Source organism: Caulobacter sp. RHG1 (assembly GCF_013181195.1).
GTDB lineage: Bacteria > Pseudomonadota > Alphaproteobacteria > Caulobacterales > Caulobacteraceae > Caulobacter.
Genome location: NZ_SMZP01000004.1, coordinates 569,438 through 590,788 on the forward strand (window position 1 = coordinate 569,438; position 21,351 = coordinate 590,788).

Here is a 21,351-nt window from a genome sequence, read left to right on the forward strand (position 1 = left end):
CGACCCTAATCCTCCCGGCGGCCGGCGTCACGCCTCGTCGTCCCACGGGGCGGCGCCGTCGTCCGAGGTCTCGGCCGCGGCGACTTTGGCCTTTTTCGCGGCCGGCTTCTTAGCGGCGGGCTTCTTGGCCGCCGTCTTCTTGGCCGGAGCCTCGCCGTCGGCAGCCTTGGCTTTCGCCGGAGCCTTCTTCGGCGCAGCGGCCTTTTTCGCCGGCTTCTTGCCGCCGCCCTTGGCGGCGCGCTCGGCGATCAGGGCCACGGCCTCTTCCATGGTGATGGAGGCCGGGTCCTTGCCCTTGGGCACGTTGGCGTTGGTGTCGCCGTGCTTGATGTACGGACCAAAGCGGCCCGACAGCACGCGCACCGGCTTGCCGTCCTCGGGATGATTGCCCAGCTCGGCCAAGGCCGCGGCGGCTCCGCGTTGCGGACGTCCGCCACCGGCCCGCTTGTCGGCCAGGACGGCGACGGCGCGGTTCAGGCCGACGTCGAACACCTCGTCGGCGTTCTCCAGATTGGCGTAGGTGCCGTCGTGCAGCACGAACGGTCCGAAGCGCCCCAGGCCCGCGGTGATGACCTTGCCGTCGTCCGGGTGCTTGCCGACTTCACGCGGCAGAGAGAGCAGGCGCAGGGCCTTTTCCAGGTCCATGGCCGAGGCGATCCAGCCCTTGGGCAGCGAGGATCGCTTCGGCTTCTCGCCACTGTCGGCGGCGACCAGCTCCTCGACATAGGGACCAAACCGGCCGTTCTTCAGCCACACGGCCAGGCCGGTGGCCGGGTTCAGGCCCAGTTCCTTGTCGGCGCTCTCAGCGTCGCCATCGCCTTCCGACACGCCCAGCTGGCGCGTGTAGCGGCATTCCGGATAGTTCGAGCAGCCGATGAAGGCCCCGAACTTGCCGGTCTTCAGCGACAGCTGCCCGCTGTTGCAGGTGGGGCAGAGGCGCGGATCGGAGCCATCGCCCTTGTCGGGGAAGATGTGCGGCCCCAGGGCCTCGTTCAGCGCGTCCAGCACGTTGGTGGTGCGCAGCTCGGAAATCTCGCCGACGGCGGCGTGGAAGTCCTTCCAGAAGTCGCGCAGGAACTGCTTCCAGTCCAGCTTGCCGTCCGACACCAGGTCCAGCTGTTCTTCGAGCGCGGCGGTGAAGTCGTACTCGACGTAGCGCTTGAAGAACTGCTCCAGGAACGCGGTGACCAGGCGGCCCTTGTCCTCGGGGACGAAGCGCTGCTTGTCCATCTTCACGTATTCGCGGTCGCGCAGCACGGTCAGGACCGAGGCGTAGGTCGACGGACGGCCGATGCCCAGCTCTTCCATCTTCTTGACCAGGCTGGCTTCCGAATAGCGCGGCGGCGGCTCGGTGAAGTGCTGGTCGGCGCGGGCTTCGATGACCTTGGCGGCGGCGCCCTCCTCGATGGCGGGCAGGCGGGCGCTGTCTTCGCCCTCCTCGTCGTCGCGGCCTTCTTCATAGACCGCCAGATAGCCGGGGAAGAGCACGACCTGGCCGGTGGCGCGCAGGCCGGTCTGGCCGTCGGCGCTGTCCAGGTCGACCGTGGTGCGCTCGATGCGGGCGCTTTCCATCTGCGAAGCAATCATCCGCTTCCAGATCAGCTCGTACAGGCGGCCCAGGTCGCCATCCAGGCGCAGCGAGCCCGGGTTGCGGTTCAGGCTGGTCGGGCGGATGGCTTCGTGGGCCTCCTGCGCGTTCTTGGCCTTGGCCTTGTAGTAGCGCGGGGTCTCGGGGACGTAGGGCGCGCCATAGACGTTGCCGATCACGCTGCGCGCCTCGGCGATGCCTTCGGGCTCGACCGACACGCCGTCGGTTCGCATGTAGGTGATCAGGCCGACGGTCTCGCCGCCGATGTCGATGCCTTCGTACAGCTTCTGGGCGGCCTGCATGGTGCGCTGGGCGCTGAAGCCGAGCTTGCGCGCGGCTTCCTGTTGCAGGGTCGAGGTGGTGAAGGGCGGGGCAGGCGAGCGCTTGCCGGGCTTCTTCTCGACGGCGGCGACCTTGAACACGGCGTTGCTCACCGCGGCCTTGGCGGCCAGGGCCGAGGTCTCGTTGCCCAGGTCGAACTTGGTGAGCTTCTTGCCTTCGTGCTTGACCAGGCGGGCCGTGAACGGATCGGCGCCGGCCGAGACGTCGGCGTCGACGCTCCAGTACTCCTGGGTCTTGAAGCGCTCGATCTCGAGCTCGCGGTCGACGATCAGGCGCAGGCAGACCGACTGCACCCGGCCGGCCGAGCGGCTGCCCGGCAGCTTGCGCCAGAGGACGGGCGAAAGCGTGAAGCCCACCAGATAGTCGAGGGCGCGGCGGGCGAGGTACGCCTCGACCAGCTCCATGTCGACGTCGCGCGGATTGGCCATGGCGTCCAGCACGGACGTCTTGGTGATGGCGTTGAAGGTGACCCGCTGGATGGTCTTGTCCTTCAGCGCCTTCTTCTTGTTCAGCACTTCCAGCACGTGCCAGCTGATCGCTTCCCCTTCGCGATCCGGGTCAGTGGCCAGGATGAGGCGGTCGGCCTTCTTCAGGGCGTCGACGATGTCGCTGACCCGCTTGGAGGCCTTGGCGTCGACTTCCCAACTCATGGCGAAGTCGTTGTCCGGCTCGACCGAGCCGTCCTTCGACGGCAGGTCGCGGATGTGACCATAGGAGGCGAGAACCGTGTAGTCGGACCCGAGGTATTTGTTGATGGTCTTGGCCTTGGCCGGGCTCTCGACGACGACGACGTTCATTCTGACTCTATGCTTTAGGAAAGCGGATCGCCCTGGAGGCGAGCGCCGGGAAAGTGGGGCTACACTCAAGGCCTGTCAACGCGGCCCGATCGAAACGGCGACGCTTAGCCGGTTGTTAAGGCCGTTCTGCCAGGATCATGGCGTCGTTTTATGACTGCGTGCCGATGGACCTGACCGTCAACCGGATCGCCACCGAGGCCTATGTCTCGCCGATCCGCCCGATCAAGGCTGTGACCTCCAATGCCGAACGCGCGGAAATCGCCGATCGGCTGAAGGAAGCCGTGCGCGCCGCGCCGGCCGCCGGCACGGGACTACTGGTCGATCTGCGGGTCTGATTTTCCGCTCTCCAAGCTAGACCAATCGCCACGTTCCTGACGCGGGACCGTGATCTGCCAAGGTTCTGGACCGGCGCTTCGGTCCGTAGCGTGGCGGACTCATGGCGCACTGGAGACGAGGCGGACGCGGCAATTTCGCGGCCCTGGTCGTGAGCGTCGGCGCGCACATCGCCGCCCTGGTGGTGCTGTTCCACGCCCAGGTCATTCCGCCCGCGCCCGAGCCGCCCTCGGTCATGGTGTCGCTGGTCGATCCCCCGCCTCCGCCGCCGCCACCCCCTCCGCCGCCGCCCGCGCCGCACGACGCGCCCAAGTCGCCGGTGAAGGCGCCGACCAAGCCGCCGTCGCCCGAAAAGCCCAAGGACACGGCGAGAGCCGCGCCGCGCTCCCCCCTGCGCGTGACCAAGACCCCGCCGCCCAAGGACGTGACGCCGCTGCAGGCCTCGACCAAGCCCGCGCCCAGCCGGGTGATGGGCCTGGGCGATTCCGAGCTTCGCGGCGCGGCGACCGCTGGCTCGGGTCGTGGCGGCGGGGGAGGCGGGGACGGCTGCGACATGGTCCGGCTGCTGCAGGAAGGCCTGCGCAAGAACCCTCGCGCCCGCGCTGCCCTGATGCGCGCCCACGGCGAGACGATCGGCGCTGGCCGCGCCGTGCTCGTCTGGAACGGCGCCTGGTCGCGCACCGACGGCGAAGAAGGCGAGGGCCTGGCCGGTCTGCGCGAGATGATCATGATGGAAGTCGCCTTCGCCCCGGCCGCCTGCCGCGCCGAACCGATGCGGGGCCTCGTTCTGATCTCACTCAACGACGGCCCGGGCGCCGCGAGGTTCGCCTTGGGCGGCGGTTCCTGGCGCTGGTCGGACCTGCTGTTCGCCAAGGGGGCGCGGAGGAGCGGCTAGAGCTTTTCCAGCACGTACAGGCGGCCGTGGGTGACGCCCGTCGCCTCGCGACGCAGCACGACGTCTTCACGCCCGACGATCCGGAAGCCGGACGCGGCCGTCTCGCGGACATAGTCGTCGCCATGGGAATAGCGGGCCGTCGGCAACAGCCGCCAACCGGTCTCGCCCAGCTCGGTGCTGAAGGCCAGCAGGCCGCCGGGGGCGAGGGCTTGCGCGGCGGCTGCGAAGAGCGGCGCCAGATCGCCGAAATAGATCAGGACATCGGCGGCGAGGATCAGGTCGAAGCGGCCTGCGTGGCTCTCGAGAAACGCGACGGCCTCGGCCCGCACCAGATGATCGTAGCCGCCGCGCTCGGCCGCCTTGGCCAGCATGGCGGACGACAGGTCGACACCGGTCACATGAGCGCCGAGCCGTTGCAGTGACGGCGCGGCCAGTCCCGTACCGCAGCCCAGGTCCAGGATCCGCTTGAAGCGCGTCTGCCGGCTCGCGATGAGGTCGGCCAGAAGCGCGGGCGTGCGATAGTCCAGCATCTCGACCAACTGCCGATCGAAGCGCTCGGCGAAATCGTCGAACAGGGCTTCGACATAGGCCGGCGGCGCCCGGTCGAGGCTCGGATCCGTCAGCACGCGCAGTTCGTGCGTCCGGATGATGTCGGCCGGGTTGCGCGTCGCCAGCCAGGCACCCAGCGTGCGGGCCGCGTCGAGGCGATTGAAGGCCACCAGGATGCCGAAGCCCTGACGCGCGATCGTCTCCAGATCCTCGGCTAGCGGGCCGGCGACCTTGGCGTACAGGTCCAGCGCGGCCTGGGCATCGCCGTGATCGAGTGCGTTGTAGGCGGCGGCGCGGGCCCACGTCACCCGCGCGCCCTCGGGCAGGGCCTCGACCGTGTTCGCGGCCGCGAAGGTGTCGGCGGCGCGGGAGAAGTCGCCGGTCAGGAACAGGGCGTGGGCCAGGCATTGCCGGCGCACCGGCTCGGCGTTCGGCGCGTGGGCGGCCCAGGTCAGGGGCTCGACGGCCTCCTGGAAGCGTCGCGCGATCAGCAGGTTCAGGCCCAGGCCGAACAGGGCTTCGTCGTGATCGGGCTTCATGACCAGGACCGCGCGGAACGCGGCCTCGGCGTCGTCCAGCCGGCCTTCGGCGCCGGCCGCCACGGCGATGGCGAGCATGTCTTCTATGGCCTGGGCGTCCATCGTGGCTCCTCCAGTCGGCGACTCGCGGGAGACTCGACTGCGCGGACTTAGAGGCCAGCGACCAGCCCGCCGTCCAGCAACTCCGCGCGACCCGCCAGGCTCAATTCCACCAGCGCCGCCATGACGGCCGACGCCGGGGCTGCCGCCGCGCGGACGAGGTCGTTGCGGCTGACCGGGGTGGGCGAGAGCAGCGCGGCGATTTTCTCGCGCAGGGCGTCGTGGTCGATGTCCAAGTCTGGCTGGGCCTCGTAGGGACGGTCGCGTTCGCGCAGGTGGATGTGGCCCGACAAGGCGCGCAGGACGTCCTCTGCGCCTTCGCACAGGATCGCGCCCTGGCGGATCAGGTCGTTCGTGCCTTTCGAGCGCGGGTCCAGGGGCGAGCCGGGCACGGCGAAGACGTCGCGGCCCTGTTCGGCGGCCAGGCGGGCGGTGATCAGCGAGCCGGACTTCAGCTCGGCTTCGACCACGATGACGCCCAGGGACAGGCCCGAGATGATGCGGTTGCGGCGCGGGAAGTCCTTGGCCTGGGCGCGGCGGTCCGGCGCGCTTTCGGAGACGACGCAGCCCTCGGCGGCGATGCGGGCGTGCAGCTTGTCATGCTCGGGCGGATAGACGTCTCCGACCCCGCCGCCCAGCACCGCCACCGCACCGGTGGTCAACGAGCCCTCGTGCGCCGCGCCGTCGACGCCACGCGCCATACCCGAAACGACGACATAGCCGGCGACGCCTAAGTCCGTGGCCAATTGGCGGGCGAAGCGCTGGCCGGCGGCCGAGGCGATGCGGGCGCCGACGATGGCCAGGCTGGGCTGGGACAGGATTTCGGCGCGACCCAGGGCCCAGATCACAGGCGGCGGCGGATCCAGCGCCGCCAGGTTCGGCGGGAAGTCGGGCTCGCAGCCGCAGATCAGCCGCGCGCCCAGCCGTTGGCCGGCCTCAAGCTCTTGCTCGATGGCCTCTCGCGGCGGCAGGGCCAGCGGCACGGCGCGGCCGCCGCGGCGGGACAGGTCGGGCAGGGCGGACAGCGCCCGCTCGGGCGTTCCGTAACGGTTCAGCAGGTGGTCGAAGGCGACGGGGCCGACGGTCTCGGTGCGCGCCAGGCGCAACCAGGCGAAGCGCTGGATGTCCGAGAGCCGGCCCGGCGTCACGGGACGTCAGTGACGGGCGGCGCCCCGTCCTTCTTCTTGCCGATCTTCGGCTCCTCGCCCTTCAGCAGGCGGGCGATGTTCTCGCGGTGGCGGATGAAGATCAGCACCGCCATGAACAGGGCCAGGCCCAGCATCGGATAGGGCTGATCGGTGGCCAGGGCGAACGGCGCGGCCAGGGCGGCGGCGGTCAGGGCCGCCAGCGAGCTGATCCGGAAGAACACCGCCATGGCCAGCCACGTGATCGCCGCGAGCACGCCCACCGGCCAGCAAGCGGCCAGCAGCACGCCATAGAAGGTGGCCACGCCCTTGCCGCCCTTGAACTTCAGCCAGACGGGAAACAGGTGGCCCAGGAACGCTGCGCCGCCGGTCAAGGCGACGACCAGCGCCGTGTCGTTGGTGAGGACGCGGGCCAGGATCACCGCCAGCACGCCCTTGCCGGCGTCGCCCAGCAGGGTGATGGCCGCCAGGTCCTTGCGGCCCGAGCGCAGCACGTTGGTCGCGCCGATATTGCCCGAACCGATCTGACGGATGTCGCCGGCCCCGCCCAGGCGCGTGGCGATCAGCCCGAACGGGATCGACCCGAGCAGGTAGCCGCCGACGATCGTGATCGCGAGCGTGACATAGGTGGCGGCGGCGAGATCTTGCACGTTTCGACCCTAAGGCGAGTTGCGCGCGAATTCAACCGCTGCGCAAGTAATAGTTGTGACGTCTCAGGTGTAGTGCAGAGTCGAGGTCAGAGCAAAAGCCGTGCGTCCTTCGAGGCCCGCTTCGCGGGCACCTCAGGATGAGGGGCTTTGTACTCGCTTCCTCATCCTGAGGTGTGAGCCGAAGGCGAGCCTCGAAGGACGCAGGGCTTCACCCCTCCGCCCGGTGCACCACGCGGCCGTCGACCACCGTCATCAGCACCTGGCCCTGCAGGCGGCGCCCATCGAACGGCGAGTTCTTGGACTTCGATAGCAAGCGGGCCGCGTCGATGATCAGGGGGGCGTCGATGTCGCACAGGACGAGGTCCGCCGGCGCGCCGGGGGCGATCCGCCCGCCGCGCAGGCCTAGCAGTTCGGCCGGGGCCAGGGTGACGGCGCGGATCAGGTCGACGAGGGCGATGCGTTCGTCGTGATAGAGGCTCAGCAGGGCCGGCAGCAGGGTTTCCAGGCCGACAGCTCCAGGAGCGGCCTCGTCGAACGGCAGGCGCTTGTCCTCGGCCGGGGCCGGGTTGTGGGCCGAGACGACGATGTCGATCAGGCCATTGGCCAGCGCCTCGATCAGCGCCTGGCGGTCGTCCTCGCCGCGCAGGGGCGGGTTCAGCTTGGCGAAGGTGCGGTAGTCGCCGATGTCCAGCTCGTTGAAGGACAAATGGTTGATCGACACCGAGGCGCTGATCCGCAGACCCTTCTTCTTGGCGCGCTCCAGGGTTTCCAGCGCTTGGGCCGAGGTGATCTGGTCGACCAGCAGCTTCCCGCCGACAGCTTCCAGCAGGGCGACGTCGCGCTCCAGCATGATCCGCTCGGCCATCGGCGAGATCGAGGGCAGGCCCATGCGGCCGGCGAATTCGCCGCCGGTGGCCGCGCCGCCCTTGGCCAGCCAAGGGTCCATCGGCCGGTGGGCCAGCAGGGTGTCGAAGCCCTTGGCGTAGGTCAGGACGCGCTGCATGACCTTGCTGTCGACAATGGGTTTGCCCGCGTCGGTGAAATAGACGCAGCCGGCCTCGCGCATCAGGCCGATCTCGGCCATCTGCTCGCCGTGCAGGCCCTTGGTCGCCGCGCCGGCCACCAGGATCCGGGCGCTGTCGATGTCGCGCGCCCGGCGCAGGATGAAGTCGACGACGCTGGGGTCGTCGATGGCCGGAGCAGTGTCGGGCTGGACCACGAACGAGGTGACGCCGCCGGCCGCTGCGGCCTTGGCGGCGCTGGCCAGGGTTTCCTTGGTCTCGGCCCCGGGCTCGCCGGTGCGCACGCGCAGGTCGATAAGGCCGGGGGCCAGCAGGGCGCCGCCGCAGTCGACGACCCGGACGGCCTTGGAGAGCTTGCCGAACTCGCGGCCCTTGGCGACGTCGCTGATCACGCCTTCGGAGACGATGACGCCGCCGGGGCCGTCATAGCCGCTCTCGGGATCGACCAGGCGGGCGTTGACGAGGGCGAGGGGCTGGGCGGACGTCATTGGGCTGCCTCGATACGGGCTGCGAGGCTGGTCAGTACGGCCATGCGGGCGGCGACGCCCATCTCGACCTGGTCCTGGATCAGGCTGACGGCCGGATCGTCGGCGACATCGGAGTCGATCTCGACGCCCCGGTTCATCGGCCCCGGGTGCATGACCTTGGCGCCCGGCGCAGCGCGGGAAAGCTTTTCGCGATCAAGACCGTAGAAGCGGAAATACTCGCGGGTGGACGGCACGAAGGCGCCCTGCATCCGCTCCAGCTGCAGGCGTAGCATCATCACCACGTCGGCCCCCGCCAGGCCCGATTTCATGTCGTGGTGGACGGTGACGCCCCAGCGCTCGGCCTGGGCCGGCATCAGGGTGGGCGGACCGACCAGACGCACGCTGGCGCCCAGGGTGTGCAGCAGGGAGACGTTCGAGCGCGCCACGCGGCTGTGCAGCACGTCGCCGCAGATCGCCACGGTGAGCCCTGAGACGCGGCCGAAGGCGCGGCGGATCGACAGAGCGTCCAGCAGGGCCTGGGTTGGGTGCTCGTGCTGGCCGTCGCCGGCGTTGACCACGTGGCCGCTGACCTTCTGCGAGAGCAGGGACGCCGCGCCCGATGAGGCGTGGCGCACCACCAGCAGGTCGGGGCGCATGGCGTTCAGGGTGACCGCGGTGTCGATCAAGGTCTCGCCCTTGGCCACCGACGAGGTCTTGGGGTTCATGTTGACGACGTCGGCGCCCAGCCGCTTGCCGGCCAGCTCGAACGAGCTCTGGGTGCGGGTGCTGTTCTCGAAGAACAGGTTCATCAGCGTCCGGCCGTGCAGCAGGTCCAGGCTCTTGGACGTCTGCCGGTTGAAGGCGACGAAGGCGTCGGCCAGATCCAGCAGGTCCGCGGCCTGCGGTGCGTTCAGGTCGCCGGCGGACAGGAAGTGGCGCTTGGGAAAGGCGAAAATGCGGGCGCGGATCGTTTCGATCGCCGCGCGGGCAGGGTCATGGGCTGGAGCCGTCATGAGCCCGCGTCTTAGGCGGCTTTGGCGTGGAAGGGAAGGCGCGCGGCGGTGGGCGCAGGCTTTCGTCCCCTGGAATATTTCGCGCCGAAGGCTAGGCGAACCTCTTCTTGGGGATGGGGCCGGCTTGTTGACGAGGCCAAGACGCGGGTAGGTTGGTTAAAGTCGCCAGGATCGGGGTTGGCCATGTTGTTGCTTTTGCTCGCCCTGCTGCAGACGTCCGCCGCTTCAGAGGGGCTGGCGACGGCGCCGCCGGAAGAGGCCAAGGCCACGCTGCAGTCGTGTCAGATGACCGACAAGGGTTGGGTTTGCCACTACCAGATCCCCTCGACGACGATCATTCGCCCGTTGGAAGCGCCGGATGCGACGCCCAGCGTGACCTCGGCGCCAACCCTGCCGATGATCCCGGTTCCGATGGAGCCCGTCGCGCCCCAGGTCTCAGCGCCGCCTCCGGCCGCAGCCGTCGATCATACGGCCGAGGTTTCGCGCCAGACGCGGCTGATCGCCCGATGCGCCGACGCCAAGTGGTACTCGCCCTGCCTGCCGGGCGAACGCACCGAGGCAAAGCTTCTGCGCGAAGCCAGCCAGAACGCCGCCACCCTGCGCGGCAAGGTCACGACCCTGCTCAGCGAACAGCGCTGCGACGAGGCGATCAAGACCGCGCTGGAAGGCGGCGATCTGCCGCTGGCGCGCGAAGCTCGAGAGTTCTGCGCGCCGGCGCACTAAGCGACCTGAAAACGAAAAAAAGGGGGAAGGTCTGAAGCCTTCCCCCTCTCGCGTAGTGTGTGTCGCTTAAGTCTTAGCGGCGCGTGGGCGCGGGCTCGCAGCGCGAACCTTCGGCGCAGGCGCCGTAGTGGATTTCCGGCGCTTCGACCGTCACGGCCGACGGGCGCACGACCACTTCCGGGCGGTGCAGATAGATTTGCGGCGCCGCGACGCGGACCGGCGGGGCTTCGACATAGACCGGCGGGCCCTGGATATCGATGCGGCCCGACGGGATGACCACCGGCTCGCCATAGACGCGGACGCCCGGGGCGTTGACGCGGATGTCGCCGTAGCCCGGGGTCACGCCGTAGAACGAGACGTTGCGGGTGCACAGGCAGTCGACGGGCGGCAGGCCGGGATGCGAATAGGCCGGCGGGGGCGGCGGATAGCCTGCGCCATACGACGGCGGCGGGGGCGGCGTGTAGCGACGGTCGCCGGCGACAGCCGCGCCGAAGGACATACCGGCAACGATGATCGTCATCGCGCCGACCAACACTTTCTGCATCATCCGAGACCCCCTCGCGCACCCATTGTTCGGGTGTGTGTAGCTATGGGGCGAACGCGGCGTCCGGCCCTCATCCTTAACAATAAGCAAAGATGAAGCAGTGTTGTCGCGAAAATTCCCCAGCGGGGGGAATTTCACGACTTTTGTCCCCGGATCGGGTTGCGCGTCGCCCTGAAATGAGTTTTTGGCTGGTCTAGTCGCCCAACGCTCAAGTCATGGGTGAGTTTACACGCATATCCAACCTGTCCATCTTGGGCTAGCGAATAGCAAGGCGCTACGACTGCTTGGCGAAATTGTCGCTGATTTGTCATTCAGGGGTTGAGCGGGGGCGTTCGGGACACCCCCGCGATCAGAGTTCAGTCCACGAGCGAATGCATGAAGGCCAGCTTGGCGACCGGCTCCAGCGGACCGGCGGCCTTCAGCAGCTTGAACGAATCGTCTGCCGCCTGGATCGCGTGGTCGATGTCAGCGTCGGTCATGGCCGCGCTGATGAACATGTTGTGCCAGGGGTGGAAGTAGACGCCGCGCTTGAGCAAGGCGTTGTTCCAGAAATAGCCTTTGGCCCCGGTCGGGTCGTCGTCGACCATGATCAGTGGCAGCTGGGCTGGGCCGGTCTGACGAAGGCTAAAGCCGTGGCGATTGGCGGTCTCGTCCAGGCCGGCGCGCAGGCGTTCCCCCAACGCGATGGTGCGCTCTAGATAGTCGGTCTCGCGGATCAGCTTCAGGGTCGCGATCGACGCGGCCATCGGCGCGGCCGAGAACCAGTACGAGCCGGTGACATAGATAGTCGCGGCGGCGAAGCGGGCGATGTCGGCGCCCAGCAGGGCCGAGATCGGGTGGCCGTTGGCGATGGCCTTGCCCCAGGTCGACAGGTCCGGCTTCACGCCCACCAACGACCAGCTGCAGTCGCGAGCCAGGCGGAAGCCGGCGCGGACGTCGTCGACGATCAGCAGGGCGCCGTGCTCGTCGCACAACTCGCGAGCCCGGCGGGCGTAGTCAGGATTGGGCAGTTCCTGGTCGATGAAGGTGTCGTGCTTGATCGGCGAGGCGAAGATCGCCGCCAGGTCCGAGCCGGCCTCGCGGACGGCGGCCTCCAGGCTCTCGACGTCATTGTATTCGTAGAACACCTGGTTGGCGCGGTCGGCCGGGGTGGTGCCGTTCTTCAGCGGCGTGCACCAGGGCGCGGCCCCGTGATAGGCGCCCTTGGCCAGGACGATGGTCTTCTTCTGGGTGAAGTTGCGGGCGATCATCATCGCCATGGTCGTGGCGTCGGTGCCGTTCTTGCAGAACATCGCCCAGTCGGCGTGGCTGACCTGGGCGGTCAGGGCCTCGGCCAGCTCGACCATGGCTTCACCGGGGCCGGTCATGGTGTCGCCGCGCTTCATCTGCTCGACATAGGCCGCGTCGATGCCGGCGTGAGCATAGCCGAACAGGTTGGGGCCGTAGCCGCACAGGAAGTCGGTGTAGCGGTTGCCGTCGACGTCCCACAGGTGGGCGCCTTCCGCTCGCTCGAAGAACTGGGGATAGTCGTCGGGCAGCAGCATGACCGACTGGTGGCCGTACATGCCGTTGGGGATGACGGCCATGGCGCGCTCGCGCAGCGCGGTGTCCTTGCTGTTCGTCCAGGTCATATCGGTCCCGCCCATAAGATAGTTTTGACTATCATAATGGCTGATGCATAGTGGCTGTCAACGCATAGGGGGAGAGGCGGCATGAAGACCGGCTTGGCGTGTATCGGACTGACGACTCTGGACGTGGTCGCGAGGGCCATCGACGCCTTGCCGGAAGGCGAGGGGACGACGCTGATTGAGGGTATCGCTTGCGCTCCGGCGGGGACGGCGGCGGGCGCGGCGCTGGTCGCGGCCAAGCTGGGCGTGCCGGTCAGCCTGGCCTCTGCCGTTGGCGACGACCTAGTCGGCCGCTTCATCCGCATGGCGCTCGACGAGGCCGGGGTGGATCTGACCGCGCTGGACACCATGCCTGGCCTGCCCAGTTCGACCACGGTGCTGGCGGTCGACTCGGCGGGACGGCGGCCCAACTTCCACGCCTTGGGCGCGGGCATGCTGGCGGCGGCGACGCCCCAGGCTCTGGCGGTCGCCACCTCAGCGCGTTTTCTGCACTATGCCGGGATCGGCGGGCCACGCCTGGACGGCGGAGCCGGGGCCGAACTGGTCAAGGCGGCGTCGGAGGCCGGCGCCATCGTCACCTGCGACCTGATCTCGCCCCAGGCCTCGGCCGTAGACGAGCTGAAGCGGCTGCTGCCGTTCGTCGACTACTTCCTGCCCAGCGCCGCCGAGGCGCGGATGCTGACCGGCCAGGACGACCTGTTCGACGCCGCCGACGTCTTCATCGGCCTGGGCGCCAAGAACTGCCTGATCAAGGACGGCGGCCGGGGCTCGGTCGTGGTGCTGGACGGGGTGCGGACCACCTTGCCGGCCTATGCGATCAAGCCGGTCGACACCACCAGCTGCGGCGACAGCTACTGCGCCGGCTTCATCGCCGCGCTCAGCCGCGACTGGCCGCCGCTGGAGGCCGCGCGCTTCGCCACGGCGACGGCGGCGCTGGTCGCCCAGGGCCTGGCGACGCTGGGCAAGCTGGAAAGCTTCGAGGCCACCGAGGCGGCCATGCGCCAGATGACCCTGAACGAGGCCGCCTGATGGCTCTGGACGAAGGCGCGCTGCGCCGCCGCATGGTCGAGGTCATGCAGGCCATGGACGAGCGCGGCCTCAACCGCGGCACCTCGGGCAATGTCTCGGCCCGCTGCGGCGAGGCCATGCTGGTCACGCCCAGCGGCATTCCCGCTAGCCGGCTGGCGCCCGAGCACATGGTGCTGCTCCAGCCCGACGGAACGACGGCCGAGGGCGCGCTGAAGCCGTCCAGCGAATGGCGCATGCACCAGGGGATCCTGGATCGCCGGCCGGACGTCGGGGCGGTGGTCCACTGCCACTCGCGTCACGCCACCATCCTGGCTTGCGCCAACAAACCGATCCCGGCCGTGCACTACATGGTCGCCGTCAGCGGCGGGACCAGCGTGCCCGTCGCGCCCTATGCCACCTTCGGTTCGCCGGAGTTGGCCGCGGCGGTGGTCGAGGCCCTGGACGGTCGCTACGCCACCCTGATGGCCAATCACGGCCAGATCGTCGCCGCGCCCAATCTCGACTACGCCCTGGCCATTGCCGAGGAGATCGAGGAGCAGGCGGCGGTCTATTGGGGGACCCTGGCCATCGGCGGCCCGACCCTGCTGGCCGAGGCCGAGATGACCGCCATCCTGCAACGCTTCAAGTCGTACGGGCAGCGCTGATGAGCACGCCTGAAGTCGTCTCGCCGCCCCGCCGCGAGGCGGTGATCAGCCAGGCGGTCGGGGTCGTGGCCCTGCTGATCGCCGGGCTTCAGCCGGTCATCCTGGGTGCGCTGGATCGCGAGCACAGGCTCAGCACCGCCGAGATCGGCCTGGCGGCGACCGTCGAGCTGATGGCCTTGGGCGTGGCCTGCGGCCTGGCGGCGGCGTTCCTCAAACCCACCAACATCCGCTTGAAGATGCTCGTGGCCTGTCTGCTGCACGCGGGCGTCATGTGGAGCACCACCCTGACCAGCGGCGCGGGCGTGATCGTCACGCGCGCGGCGGCGGGGGCCTGCGCCGGCGTGATGCTGTGGCTGGCCATCGGCGTCATCGCCCGCTCGGCGCGGCCCGAGCGGGCCTCGGGTGTGTTCGTCACCGTCCAGACCTTCGCCCAGCTGGTGCTGGCCGCCGCCTTGCCGGCGACGGTGATGCCGCAGTGGGGCGTCAACGGCGCCCTGACCTGTCTGGCGGTGATCTCGGTGCTGGCCGGTCTGGCGGCGCTGGCCGGTCCCAAAAGCTTCGTCCCCCTACCCAAGCCCGAGGGCGGTGGTCGTCTGGACGCTCGCTCGCTGGGCGGGCTGGCCGCCGTCTTCCTATGGATGGCCTTCATCGTCGCCCTGTGGGTCTATCTGGAGCCGCTGGCGGCGCTGGCGGGTCTCACCCCACGCGAGGCCGGCCTGGCCGTGGCCCTGGCGCTGGGTCTGCAGGTGCTGGGCGGGGCAGCCGCCACCCTGGTGGGCGATCGCGTTCCGCCGGCCCGGATGCTGCTGGGCGTCGGGGTGATCAACGCCCTTATCCTGGCGACGCTGTGGAGCGGGCCCGGGCGCGGCGTGTTCGTGACCTGCGTGGCGGTGTTCGGCTTCCTTTGGCTGTTCGCCCTGCCGTTCCAGACCCTGCTGCTGATCCGCATCGACCCGACCCGGCGCGCCTCCATGCAACTGGGCGCAGCCCAACTGCTCGGCAGCAGCGCCGGACCGCTGGCGGCGTCTCTGCTCGTCGGGGAAGGGCCTGTCGGTCGCGCCCTGCTGACGTCAGCGGGCTGCCTGGCGGCGTCCCTGGTGCTGATCAGCCTTTTCGGGGCGCGCCGCCAGACGTGAGGTGGTCGTAATACAGCGCGACCATCCAGCAGATCTCTTCGTTGATCTGGTCCTCGTCCTGGTCCGGCTCCTCCAGGACCATTTCGGTGGCGGCGTAGGCCATCTGGGTCGTCAGGCGCGTGGCGGTGCGCAGCCGGTTCTCGTCGATGCCGGGGTTATCGGCCCTCAAAATCTCGAACAGAGTCGCGGCGACGCTGTCACGCGAGGCGGTCTGCACCTCCTGCAGCACGGGGAGGGCGCGCAAGGCTCGCAGGATCCAATCGCCGCCCGGGAAGGCGCGGGTGATGGCGTTGATCTGCTTCTGCAGGTCGCGGTTCTTGGCGACCGACTCTTCCAGTGTGGATGATTGCGTTCCGCCGGCCTCAATCCAGGCCAGCACAGCCTTGTCTTGGGCGTCCATCAGCCGATGGGCCAGCTCCTTGAGCAGCGCGTACTTGTTGGGGAAGTAGCGGTAGAGGGCCGGCGGCGTCAGGCCGGCCCGCTGGCACACCAGGTTGGTCGTCAGTCGTTCGAAGCCGACCTCGGCCAGCAGCTCGCCGGCCGTTGTCAGGATGATTTCGAACGTATCCAGGCCGCGCCGACGCGACGGTCGTGACTTGGTGTCGAGCGAGGGGGAGGCGGCCTTCGTGGCGGTGTTTCTTGCCATATGCCCTGTTAGCAAGATTGGCCGCCTCACACGACCCCGGCGGACGATCTAGTAGTGATAGCGCAGGAACACCCCCAGGCTGCGCGGCCGGTTCATGGTCAGCAGATCCTCGCCCAGGCTGTCGATGTTGGAGATCGACACGACGTAGGACTTGTCGAACAGGTTGCGGGCGAAGGCCCCGGCCTCGGTCCCGCCATCGGGCGAGCGCCAGCTGAGCTGAGCGCCGGCCACCCACACCGCGTCCTGCGATAGGCGCGGGGCGTTGGAGTTCTCGAAATAGACCTTGGAGCCGTAGTTGGCGTCGACATTGGCGACGATCGACGCGCCCGAGGCCAGGGGCGCGACATAGTTGGCCGCGACGTTGAAGGTGACTTTGGGCGACTGGGGCAGCCAGTTGCCGGTGAAGTCCTGGCCTTCGCTGAAGTACTCGCCGAACTTGGCGTGCAGCAGCGAGACGCCGGCCGTCAGGGTCAGGGGTTGGATAGGCCGGGCGGTGATCTCGGCCTCGCCGCCATAGACCTTGGAGTTGGCGGCGTTATCCAGGACCAGCACGGTCAGGCCGTTGCGCAGCGCCTGGGCGAACACCTGCTGGTTCTTGTAGTCGTAATAGAAGCCCGAAACGTTCAGGCGCAGCCGGCGGTCGAAGAACTCGGACTTCATGCCGACTTCGTAGGCGTCCAGGGTCTCGTTGTCGTAGGGCTCGACCTCTTCGGGGCTGGTGGCCAGGCCGCCGAAGAAGCCGCCTGCCTTGTAGCCGCGATTGTAGGTCGCGTAGATGTTGGTGTCGGGCGTCAGCTCGTAGCGCAGGCCCAGGCGTCCGGAGAAGGCCGAGAAGGTCTTTTTCTGGTCCGACTCCAGCAGGATGAAGGCCCCGTCCTCGATCTGGCTGCGATAGTTCATGTGCTTCTTGTCGGCCGACCAGCGCAGGCCGACCGTGCCGGTCAGGCGGTCGCTGAACTTGTAGTCGGCCTGGCCGAAGACCGCGTAGCCCTTGGTTTTCTGCACATAGGGCCAGCCGAACACCGCCACGCTGTCGGCGGCGCTGACGCCAGTGGGATTGTCGGGCGAAACGAAAAACGGGCGGAAGTCGCGCAGGGTGTCCTGACGGGTGTTGTCTTCGACCCGTTCGTCCATGAAGTAGCCGCCCAGCACCCACGAGAGGCGCGCGGCCGGGTCGTCGGACTGCAGGCGCAGTTCCTGGGTGAACTGCTGATGGCGCGAGCGGTAGTTGATCTCCAGCATCTGCAGGGGGCTGCCGTCGGTGTTCTCGACGTCGTTGCGGTGCGCCCATTGCCAGGCGGTGACCGAGACCAGCTGCATCTTGTTGAACGACCAGGTCGCCTGGGCCGAGGCGCCGAACAGGTCGATCTTGTCCTTGCCTTCCAGGTTGGCGTCGACGGCGCGGTCGTTCTTGTCGGTGTCGACATAGCCCATCAGGTCGCTGCAGGCCCCGCTGGCATAGGCGCTGGCCAGGCACAGACCGTCCGGCCCGGTCGAGGCCGCGTCGCTGGGGAATAGCGCCCGGTGCTGCGGGGTGATGGCGTCGCCGCGGTTCACGTAGCGATTGACCTGGGCCAGCACCTCGAAGTCGTCGCTGGGCGTGTACAGCAGCGACAGGCGGCCGGCCCAATTGTCGGCGGCGTTCAGGTCGTTCCCCGTCACGCGGTTGTGGGTATAGCCGTCGTCGCGGGTCAGCTGGGCGGCGGCGCGGAAGGCCAGCTTGTCGGCGATGATCGGACCGCCGACGGCCGCCTCGGCGCGCACGGCGTTGAAGGTGGCGTATTCCAGCGAGGCGTCAGCCGTGAAGGTCTGGGTCGGCCGCTTGGTGGTGATGTTGATCGCGCCGCCGTTGGTGTTGCGGCCGTACAGCGTGCCCTGCGGGCCGCGCAGCACCTCGACCTGGGCCAGGTCGAAGAAGCCGGCCATCTGGGCCAGAGGCGAGCCGACATAGACGCCGTCCACATAGACGCCGACGCCGCTGGAGGCGTTGGGGTTGAAGTCGCTGAGGCCCACGCCGCGGATATAGATCTTGGGATTGGCGGCCGCGTCGTTGGCGCTGATCCGCATGCCGGGGGCCATGTTGTTAAGGGCCAGGACGTTGGTGACGCCCCGCGCGGCCAGGGTCTCGCTGGTCAGGGCGGTCACCGACACCGGCACGTCCTGCAGGTTCTCGGCGCGCTTCTGGGCGGTGACGACGATCTCGGCGATCGCGGAATTGTCCGCCGCCGGCGGTGCGGTCTGGGCCTGGGCGAAGCCGGTCGACAGCGCCAGAACGGCGCACCCCATGAGCATAGGCGCCTTCATAACTCACTCCCCTAAATCCAGTACTCCGACCGGTCATCCGCATTACGATAATAAAAACTATCTCAATGCAAGGGGCGCGAACGCAAGCGATCCCAACGCCCGGCGAGGGCGGGGATGTCGCGATGCATGGTTTGCAAGCACGGCTGCGCGAAAGCGGGCGTGTCGTGAGGCTAGAGCCCCCGTAGCCGCTCCAGCGCGCCCTGCAGGATCCAGCCGGCTGCCATCTTGTCGACGACCTCGGCGCGGCGCTTGCGGTTGACGTCGTGCTCGTCGATCAGCACCCGAGTGACCGCCGCCGTCGACAGGCGCTCGTCCCAGAAGGTGATCGGCAGCTCGGGCTTCAGGCGCAACAGATTGCGGGCCAGAGCCCGGTTGGACTGGCAGCGCACGCCCTCGGTGCCGTCCATGTTCATCGGCAGGCCCACGACGATGCCAATGGCGCCGCGGCTGTCCATCAGCTTGAACAGGGTCTCGGCGTCTTTGCTGAACTTAGTCTTTTCGATCAGAGCCAGCGGGCTGGCGACGGTGCGGGTGACGTCCGAGACGGCTACCCCAATAGTCTTCTCGCCGGGATCCAGGCCCACAAGGGGAGCGTACTGGGGCAGGGCGGCGGCGAAGTCTTCGATGTCGAGAACGGGCATGGCTCTCCTTATCAGGAGCCGGCGCGCTTGAAACCTCGTCTCGGGACCGCTAACCCACGCACTCGAATTTCAGGAGATCCCCATGGCCATTGACGCCGCCACCGTGCGGAAGGTCGCGCGCCTCGCCCGCATCGCGACGCCCGAAGAGCGACTGGAGCCCCTGGCCCAGGAGCTGAACGGCATCATGACCTGGATCGAGCAACTGGCCGAGGTCGACACCGACGGCGTCGAGCCGCTGACCAGCGTCGTGGCCGCCGGCCTGCCGCTGCGCGACGACGTCGTCACCATGGGCGGCGATCCGGCCCGCGTGACCAGCAACGCGCCCAAGTCGATCAACAACTTCTTCGTCGTGCCCAAGGTGGTCGAATAATGAGCGCCCTGACGAAACTGACCCTGACGGCCGCCGTCGATGGCCTGGCCAAGGGCGAGTTCACCTCGGTCGAACTGACCCAGGCGCACATCGACGCCGTCGAAGGCGCGCGCGGCCTGAACGCCTACATCCTGGAAACCCCGGAAAAGGCCCTCGACATGGCCGCCAAGTCCGACGCCCGCCGGGCGCTGGGCGAGGCCGGTCCGCTGGAAGGCGCGCCGCTGGGGGTCAAGGACCTCTTCTGCACCGAGGGCGTGCGCACCACGGCCTGCTCCAAGATTCTGGAAAGCTTCATCCCGACCTATGAGTCGACGGTGACCAGCCAGCTGTGGCGCGACGGCGCGGTGATGCTGGGCAAGCTGAACCTCGACCAGTTCGCCATGGGCTCGTCGAACGAGACCTCCTATTTCGGTCCGGTGACCAACCCCTGGCGCGCCAAGGGTTCGGACAAGGCCCTGACCCCGGGCGGTTCGTCGGGTGGTTCGGCCGCGGCCGTCGCCGCCGACCTGTGCCTGGGCGCCACCGCCACCGACACCGGCGGCTCGATCCGCCAGCCGGCCGCCTTCACCGGCACCGTCGGCATCAAGCCGACCTATGGCCGCTGCTCGCGCTGGGGCGTCGTGGCCTTCGCCAGCTCGCTGGACCAGGCTGGCCCCATCGCCAAGACGGTCGAGGACGCGGCTCTCCTGCTGACTTCGATGTCGGGCCATGACGCCAAGGACTCGACCAGCCTCGACATCCCCGTGCCGGACTTCACCCAGTTCGTCGGCAAGTCGGTGAAGGGCCTGCGCATCGGCATCCCCGCCGAATACCGCGTCGACAACATGCCGGCCGAGATCGAGAAGCTCTGGCAGGACGGCATCGCCTGGCTGAAGGAGGCCGGTTGCGAGATCGTCGACATCAGCCTGCCGCACACCAAGTACGCCCTGCCGGCCTACTACATCGTGGCCCCCGCCGAGGCGTCCTCGAACCTCGCTCGTTACGACGGCATGCGCTACGGCCTGCGCGAGGACGGCGCCAACCTGACCGAGATCTACGAGAAGACCCGCGCCGCGGGCTTCGGCGACGAGGTCAAGCGCCGCATCATGATCGGCACCTATGTGCTGTCGGCGGGCTATTACGACGCCTACTATCTGAAGGCCCTGAAGGTGCGCCGACGCATCGCCGAAGACTTCGACAACGCCTGGCAGAAGTGCGACGCGATCCTCACCCCGACCGCGCCTTCGGCGGCGTTCGGCCTGGGCGAGAACAGCGACGACCCGGTCGCCATGTACCTGAACGATGTCTTCACGGTGACGACCAACCTGGCGGGTCTGCCAGGCCTGTCGCTTCCGGCCGGCCTCGACGCCAACGGCCTGCCGCTGGGTCTGCAGATCATCGGCAAGCCCCTCGACGAGGGGACGGTGTTCTCGGTCGCTGGCGCGGTCGAGAAGGCTGCGGGCTTCACGGCCAAAGCCGAAAAGTGGTGGTGATGTAAAAAGGGCGGCTCCGGTGGAGCCGCCCTTCTTCGTTCCGGGGTGTGGGACCCTGGTTACATCGGCTGGGTCGGAGCGGCAGCCGGAGCGGCCGGAGCCGGAATGACCAGCGGCGGCGGCTCAGCGATGGCCGCGGCGGCCGGCGCGGCGTTCACGGTCGGCGGCGTGGCCGGAACGGTAGCGCTGACATTGGCCGAAGCGGCTTCAGCCGACGGCGCGGTCTCCTCGACCACTGGCGCGGCGCGACGGGCGGCCGGACGGGCCGGAGCCGCGGCGCGAGGCTCGGCCGAGCGGGCGACCGGGGCCGGAGCCGGGGCAGGCTCATTTACGGCCAGTTCGGTCGGCTGCGGGATCGGCGTCGGCGTCGCCGGGGTGACTGGCGCAGTCGTCGGGGTGTCGGCGACCGCGGTTTGCATTGAGGCCGGATCGGTCGGGGCCTCGCCGCGATTGGCCATCATGCCCCAAGCCAGAGCGCCGACGGCGACGGCCAGGACGGGCGCGCCGACCAGAAGCGGCAGGTTGCCAGACGCTTTCTTCTTCGGCGTGCGGGCATAGACCGGCTGGCTGGGAAACAGAGCCGAAGCATTCGGATCAGTCGTCACAACCGGTTCCGGAGCATCAAAATTGAGAGCGGGGCGAGCGGTGGGCATTTCTACCTCCGTAAGTGAGCTGTTCGAGGAAAAGAACGATGCGATAACTCGACGGTTCCCTTGCCTCGCAATGGCGCCGGATTTGACTCAATCCGGCCTTATTCAAAAAAGTCGGAGAACGA

The 21,351-nt window shown here is 68.5% G+C and carries 20 protein-coding genes and 1 pseudogene; 8 read left to right on the forward strand and 13 right to left on the reverse strand.

What is annotated here, in order from left to right:
• Positions 1-27: 27 nt before the first annotated feature.
• Positions 28-2,727 carry a type I DNA topoisomerase gene (gene topA / locus E1H18_RS14045; RefSeq protein ID WP_172269388.1) on the reverse strand — a complete coding sequence of 900 codons (2,700 nt, stop codon included), beginning with the start codon at positions 2,725-2,727 and terminating at the stop codon, positions 28-30.
• Between the two features lie 164 nt (positions 2,728-2,891).
• Here topA and E1H18_RS14050 point away from each other — a divergent pair, with 164 nt between their 5' ends.
• Both E1H18_RS14050 and E1H18_RS14055 read left to right on the forward strand, forming a co-directional pair.
• Positions 2,892-3,062 (forward strand): hypothetical protein, encoded by a 171-nt coding sequence (locus tag E1H18_RS14050; RefSeq protein WP_172269589.1) that lies wholly within the window; start codon positions 2,892-2,894, stop codon positions 3,060-3,062.
• 101 nt (positions 3,063-3,163) lie between these two features.
• Complete coding sequence (locus E1H18_RS14055) at positions 3,164-3,955, forward strand: hypothetical protein (RefSeq protein ID WP_172269390.1); 792 nt, start codon at positions 3,164-3,166, stop codon at positions 3,953-3,955.
• Here E1H18_RS14055 and E1H18_RS14060 read toward each other — a convergent pair.
• The 6 genes and pseudogenes from E1H18_RS14060 to E1H18_RS14085 form a co-directional block, all read right to left on the reverse strand.
• The gene (locus E1H18_RS14060) at positions 3,952-5,145 is read right to left on the reverse strand and encodes a methyltransferase domain-containing protein (protein ID WP_172269392.1); all 1,194 of its coding nucleotides are present in this window, start codon (positions 5,143-5,145) and stop codon (positions 3,952-3,954) included. The genes E1H18_RS14055 and E1H18_RS14060 overlap by 4 nt on opposite strands.
• 47 nt (positions 5,146-5,192) lie before the next feature.
• Positions 5,193-6,290 carry a DNA-processing protein DprA gene (gene dprA, locus E1H18_RS14065; protein ID WP_172269394.1) on the reverse strand — a complete coding sequence of 366 codons (1,098 nt, stop codon included), beginning with the start codon at positions 6,288-6,290 and terminating at the stop codon, positions 5,193-5,195.
• Positions 6,287-6,937, reverse strand: a complete 651-nt coding sequence (plsY, locus tag E1H18_RS14070; RefSeq protein ID WP_172269396.1) for a glycerol-3-phosphate 1-O-acyltransferase PlsY — start codon at positions 6,935-6,937, stop codon at positions 6,287-6,289. Before plsY ends, dprA begins: the two co-directional genes overlap by 4 nt.
• An 86-nt stretch (positions 6,938-7,023) precedes the next feature.
• Positions 7,024-7,142, reverse strand: a pseudogene (locus E1H18_RS14075) (hypothetical protein); the annotation flags it as partial.
• A gap of 3 nt (positions 7,143-7,145) precedes the next feature.
• Positions 7,146-8,447, reverse strand: coding sequence for a dihydroorotase (pyrC, locus tag E1H18_RS14080; protein ID WP_172269398.1), 1,302 nt, complete (start codon positions 8,445-8,447; stop codon positions 7,146-7,148).
• Positions 8,444-9,439: an aspartate carbamoyltransferase catalytic subunit gene (locus E1H18_RS14085; RefSeq protein WP_172269400.1), complete on the reverse strand. Its 996-nt coding sequence runs from the start codon at positions 9,437-9,439 to the stop codon at positions 8,444-8,446. Before E1H18_RS14085 ends, pyrC begins: the two co-directional genes overlap by 4 nt.
• 183 nt (positions 9,440-9,622) lie before the next feature.
• On the opposite strand from E1H18_RS14085, the gene E1H18_RS14090 reads away from it, so the two are divergent.
• Positions 9,623-10,162 carry a hypothetical protein gene (locus E1H18_RS14090; protein WP_172269402.1) on the forward strand — a complete coding sequence of 180 codons (540 nt, stop codon included), beginning with the start codon at positions 9,623-9,625 and terminating at the stop codon, positions 10,160-10,162.
• Positions 10,163-10,235: 73 nt separating this feature from the next.
• Here E1H18_RS14090 and E1H18_RS14095 read toward each other — a convergent pair whose 3' ends face one another.
• A complete protein-coding gene (locus tag E1H18_RS14095) occupies positions 10,236-10,709 on the reverse strand; it encodes a hypothetical protein (protein ID WP_172269404.1) in 474 nt (157 codons plus the stop codon).
• A gap of 353 nt (positions 10,710-11,062) precedes the next feature.
• Positions 11,063-12,337: an aminotransferase class III-fold pyridoxal phosphate-dependent enzyme gene (locus tag E1H18_RS14100; RefSeq protein WP_172269406.1), complete on the reverse strand. Its 1,275-nt coding sequence runs from the start codon at positions 12,335-12,337 to the stop codon at positions 11,063-11,065.
• Between the two features lie 81 nt (positions 12,338-12,418).
• On the opposite strand from E1H18_RS14100, the gene E1H18_RS14105 reads away from it, so the two are divergent.
• Genes E1H18_RS14105 through E1H18_RS14115 form a run of 3 tightly spaced genes read left to right on the forward strand, consistent with a single transcriptional unit; the run spans position 12,419 to position 15,143 of the window.
• The gene (locus E1H18_RS14105) at positions 12,419-13,363 is read left to right on the forward strand and encodes a carbohydrate kinase family protein (protein ID WP_172269408.1); all 945 of its coding nucleotides are present in this window, start codon (positions 12,419-12,421) and stop codon (positions 13,361-13,363) included.
• On the forward strand, positions 13,363-14,007 hold the full coding sequence (locus E1H18_RS14110) for a class II aldolase/adducin family protein (protein ID WP_172269411.1): 645 nt from the start codon (positions 13,363-13,365) through the stop codon (positions 14,005-14,007). Before E1H18_RS14105 ends, E1H18_RS14110 begins: the two co-directional genes overlap by 1 nt.
• Positions 14,007-15,143, forward strand: coding sequence for an MFS transporter (locus E1H18_RS14115; RefSeq protein WP_172269413.1), 1,137 nt, complete (start codon positions 14,007-14,009; stop codon positions 15,141-15,143). The genes E1H18_RS14110 and E1H18_RS14115 overlap by 1 nt, the downstream gene beginning before the upstream one ends.
• Here E1H18_RS14115 and E1H18_RS14120 read toward each other — a convergent pair.
• From E1H18_RS14120 to ruvX, 3 genes are all read right to left on the reverse strand, one after another.
• On the reverse strand, positions 15,112-15,789 hold the full coding sequence (locus tag E1H18_RS14120) for a TetR/AcrR family transcriptional regulator (RefSeq protein ID WP_172269415.1): 678 nt from the start codon (positions 15,787-15,789) through the stop codon (positions 15,112-15,114). The genes E1H18_RS14115 and E1H18_RS14120 overlap by 32 nt on opposite strands.
• Positions 15,790-15,837: 48 nt before the next feature.
• Positions 15,838-18,075 carry a TonB-dependent receptor gene (locus tag E1H18_RS14125; protein ID WP_241736003.1) on the reverse strand — a complete coding sequence of 746 codons (2,238 nt, stop codon included), beginning with the start codon at positions 18,073-18,075 and terminating at the stop codon, positions 15,838-15,840.
• Between the two features lie 188 nt (positions 18,076-18,263).
• Complete coding sequence (gene ruvX, locus E1H18_RS14130) at positions 18,264-18,734, reverse strand: Holliday junction resolvase RuvX (protein ID WP_172269419.1); 471 nt, start codon at positions 18,732-18,734, stop codon at positions 18,264-18,266.
• A gap of 82 nt (positions 18,735-18,816) precedes the next feature.
• On the opposite strand from ruvX, the gene gatC reads away from it, so the two are divergent.
• Together gatC and gatA are read left to right on the forward strand one after the other, a co-directional pair.
• Positions 18,817-19,104, forward strand: coding sequence for an Asp-tRNA(Asn)/Glu-tRNA(Gln) amidotransferase subunit GatC (gatC, locus tag E1H18_RS14135; RefSeq protein WP_172269421.1), 288 nt, complete (start codon positions 18,817-18,819; stop codon positions 19,102-19,104).
• Positions 19,104-20,576, forward strand: a complete 1,473-nt coding sequence (gene gatA / locus E1H18_RS14140) for an Asp-tRNA(Asn)/Glu-tRNA(Gln) amidotransferase subunit GatA (RefSeq protein ID WP_172269423.1) — start codon at positions 19,104-19,106, stop codon at positions 20,574-20,576. Before gatC ends, gatA begins: the two co-directional genes overlap by 1 nt.
• A 59-nt stretch (positions 20,577-20,635) precedes the next feature.
• Here gatA and E1H18_RS14145 read toward each other — a convergent pair whose 3' ends face one another.
• On the reverse strand, positions 20,636-21,181 hold the full coding sequence (locus E1H18_RS14145) for a hypothetical protein (RefSeq protein ID WP_370526505.1): 546 nt from the start codon (positions 21,179-21,181) through the stop codon (positions 20,636-20,638).
• Positions 21,182-21,351: the final 170 nt, after the last annotated feature.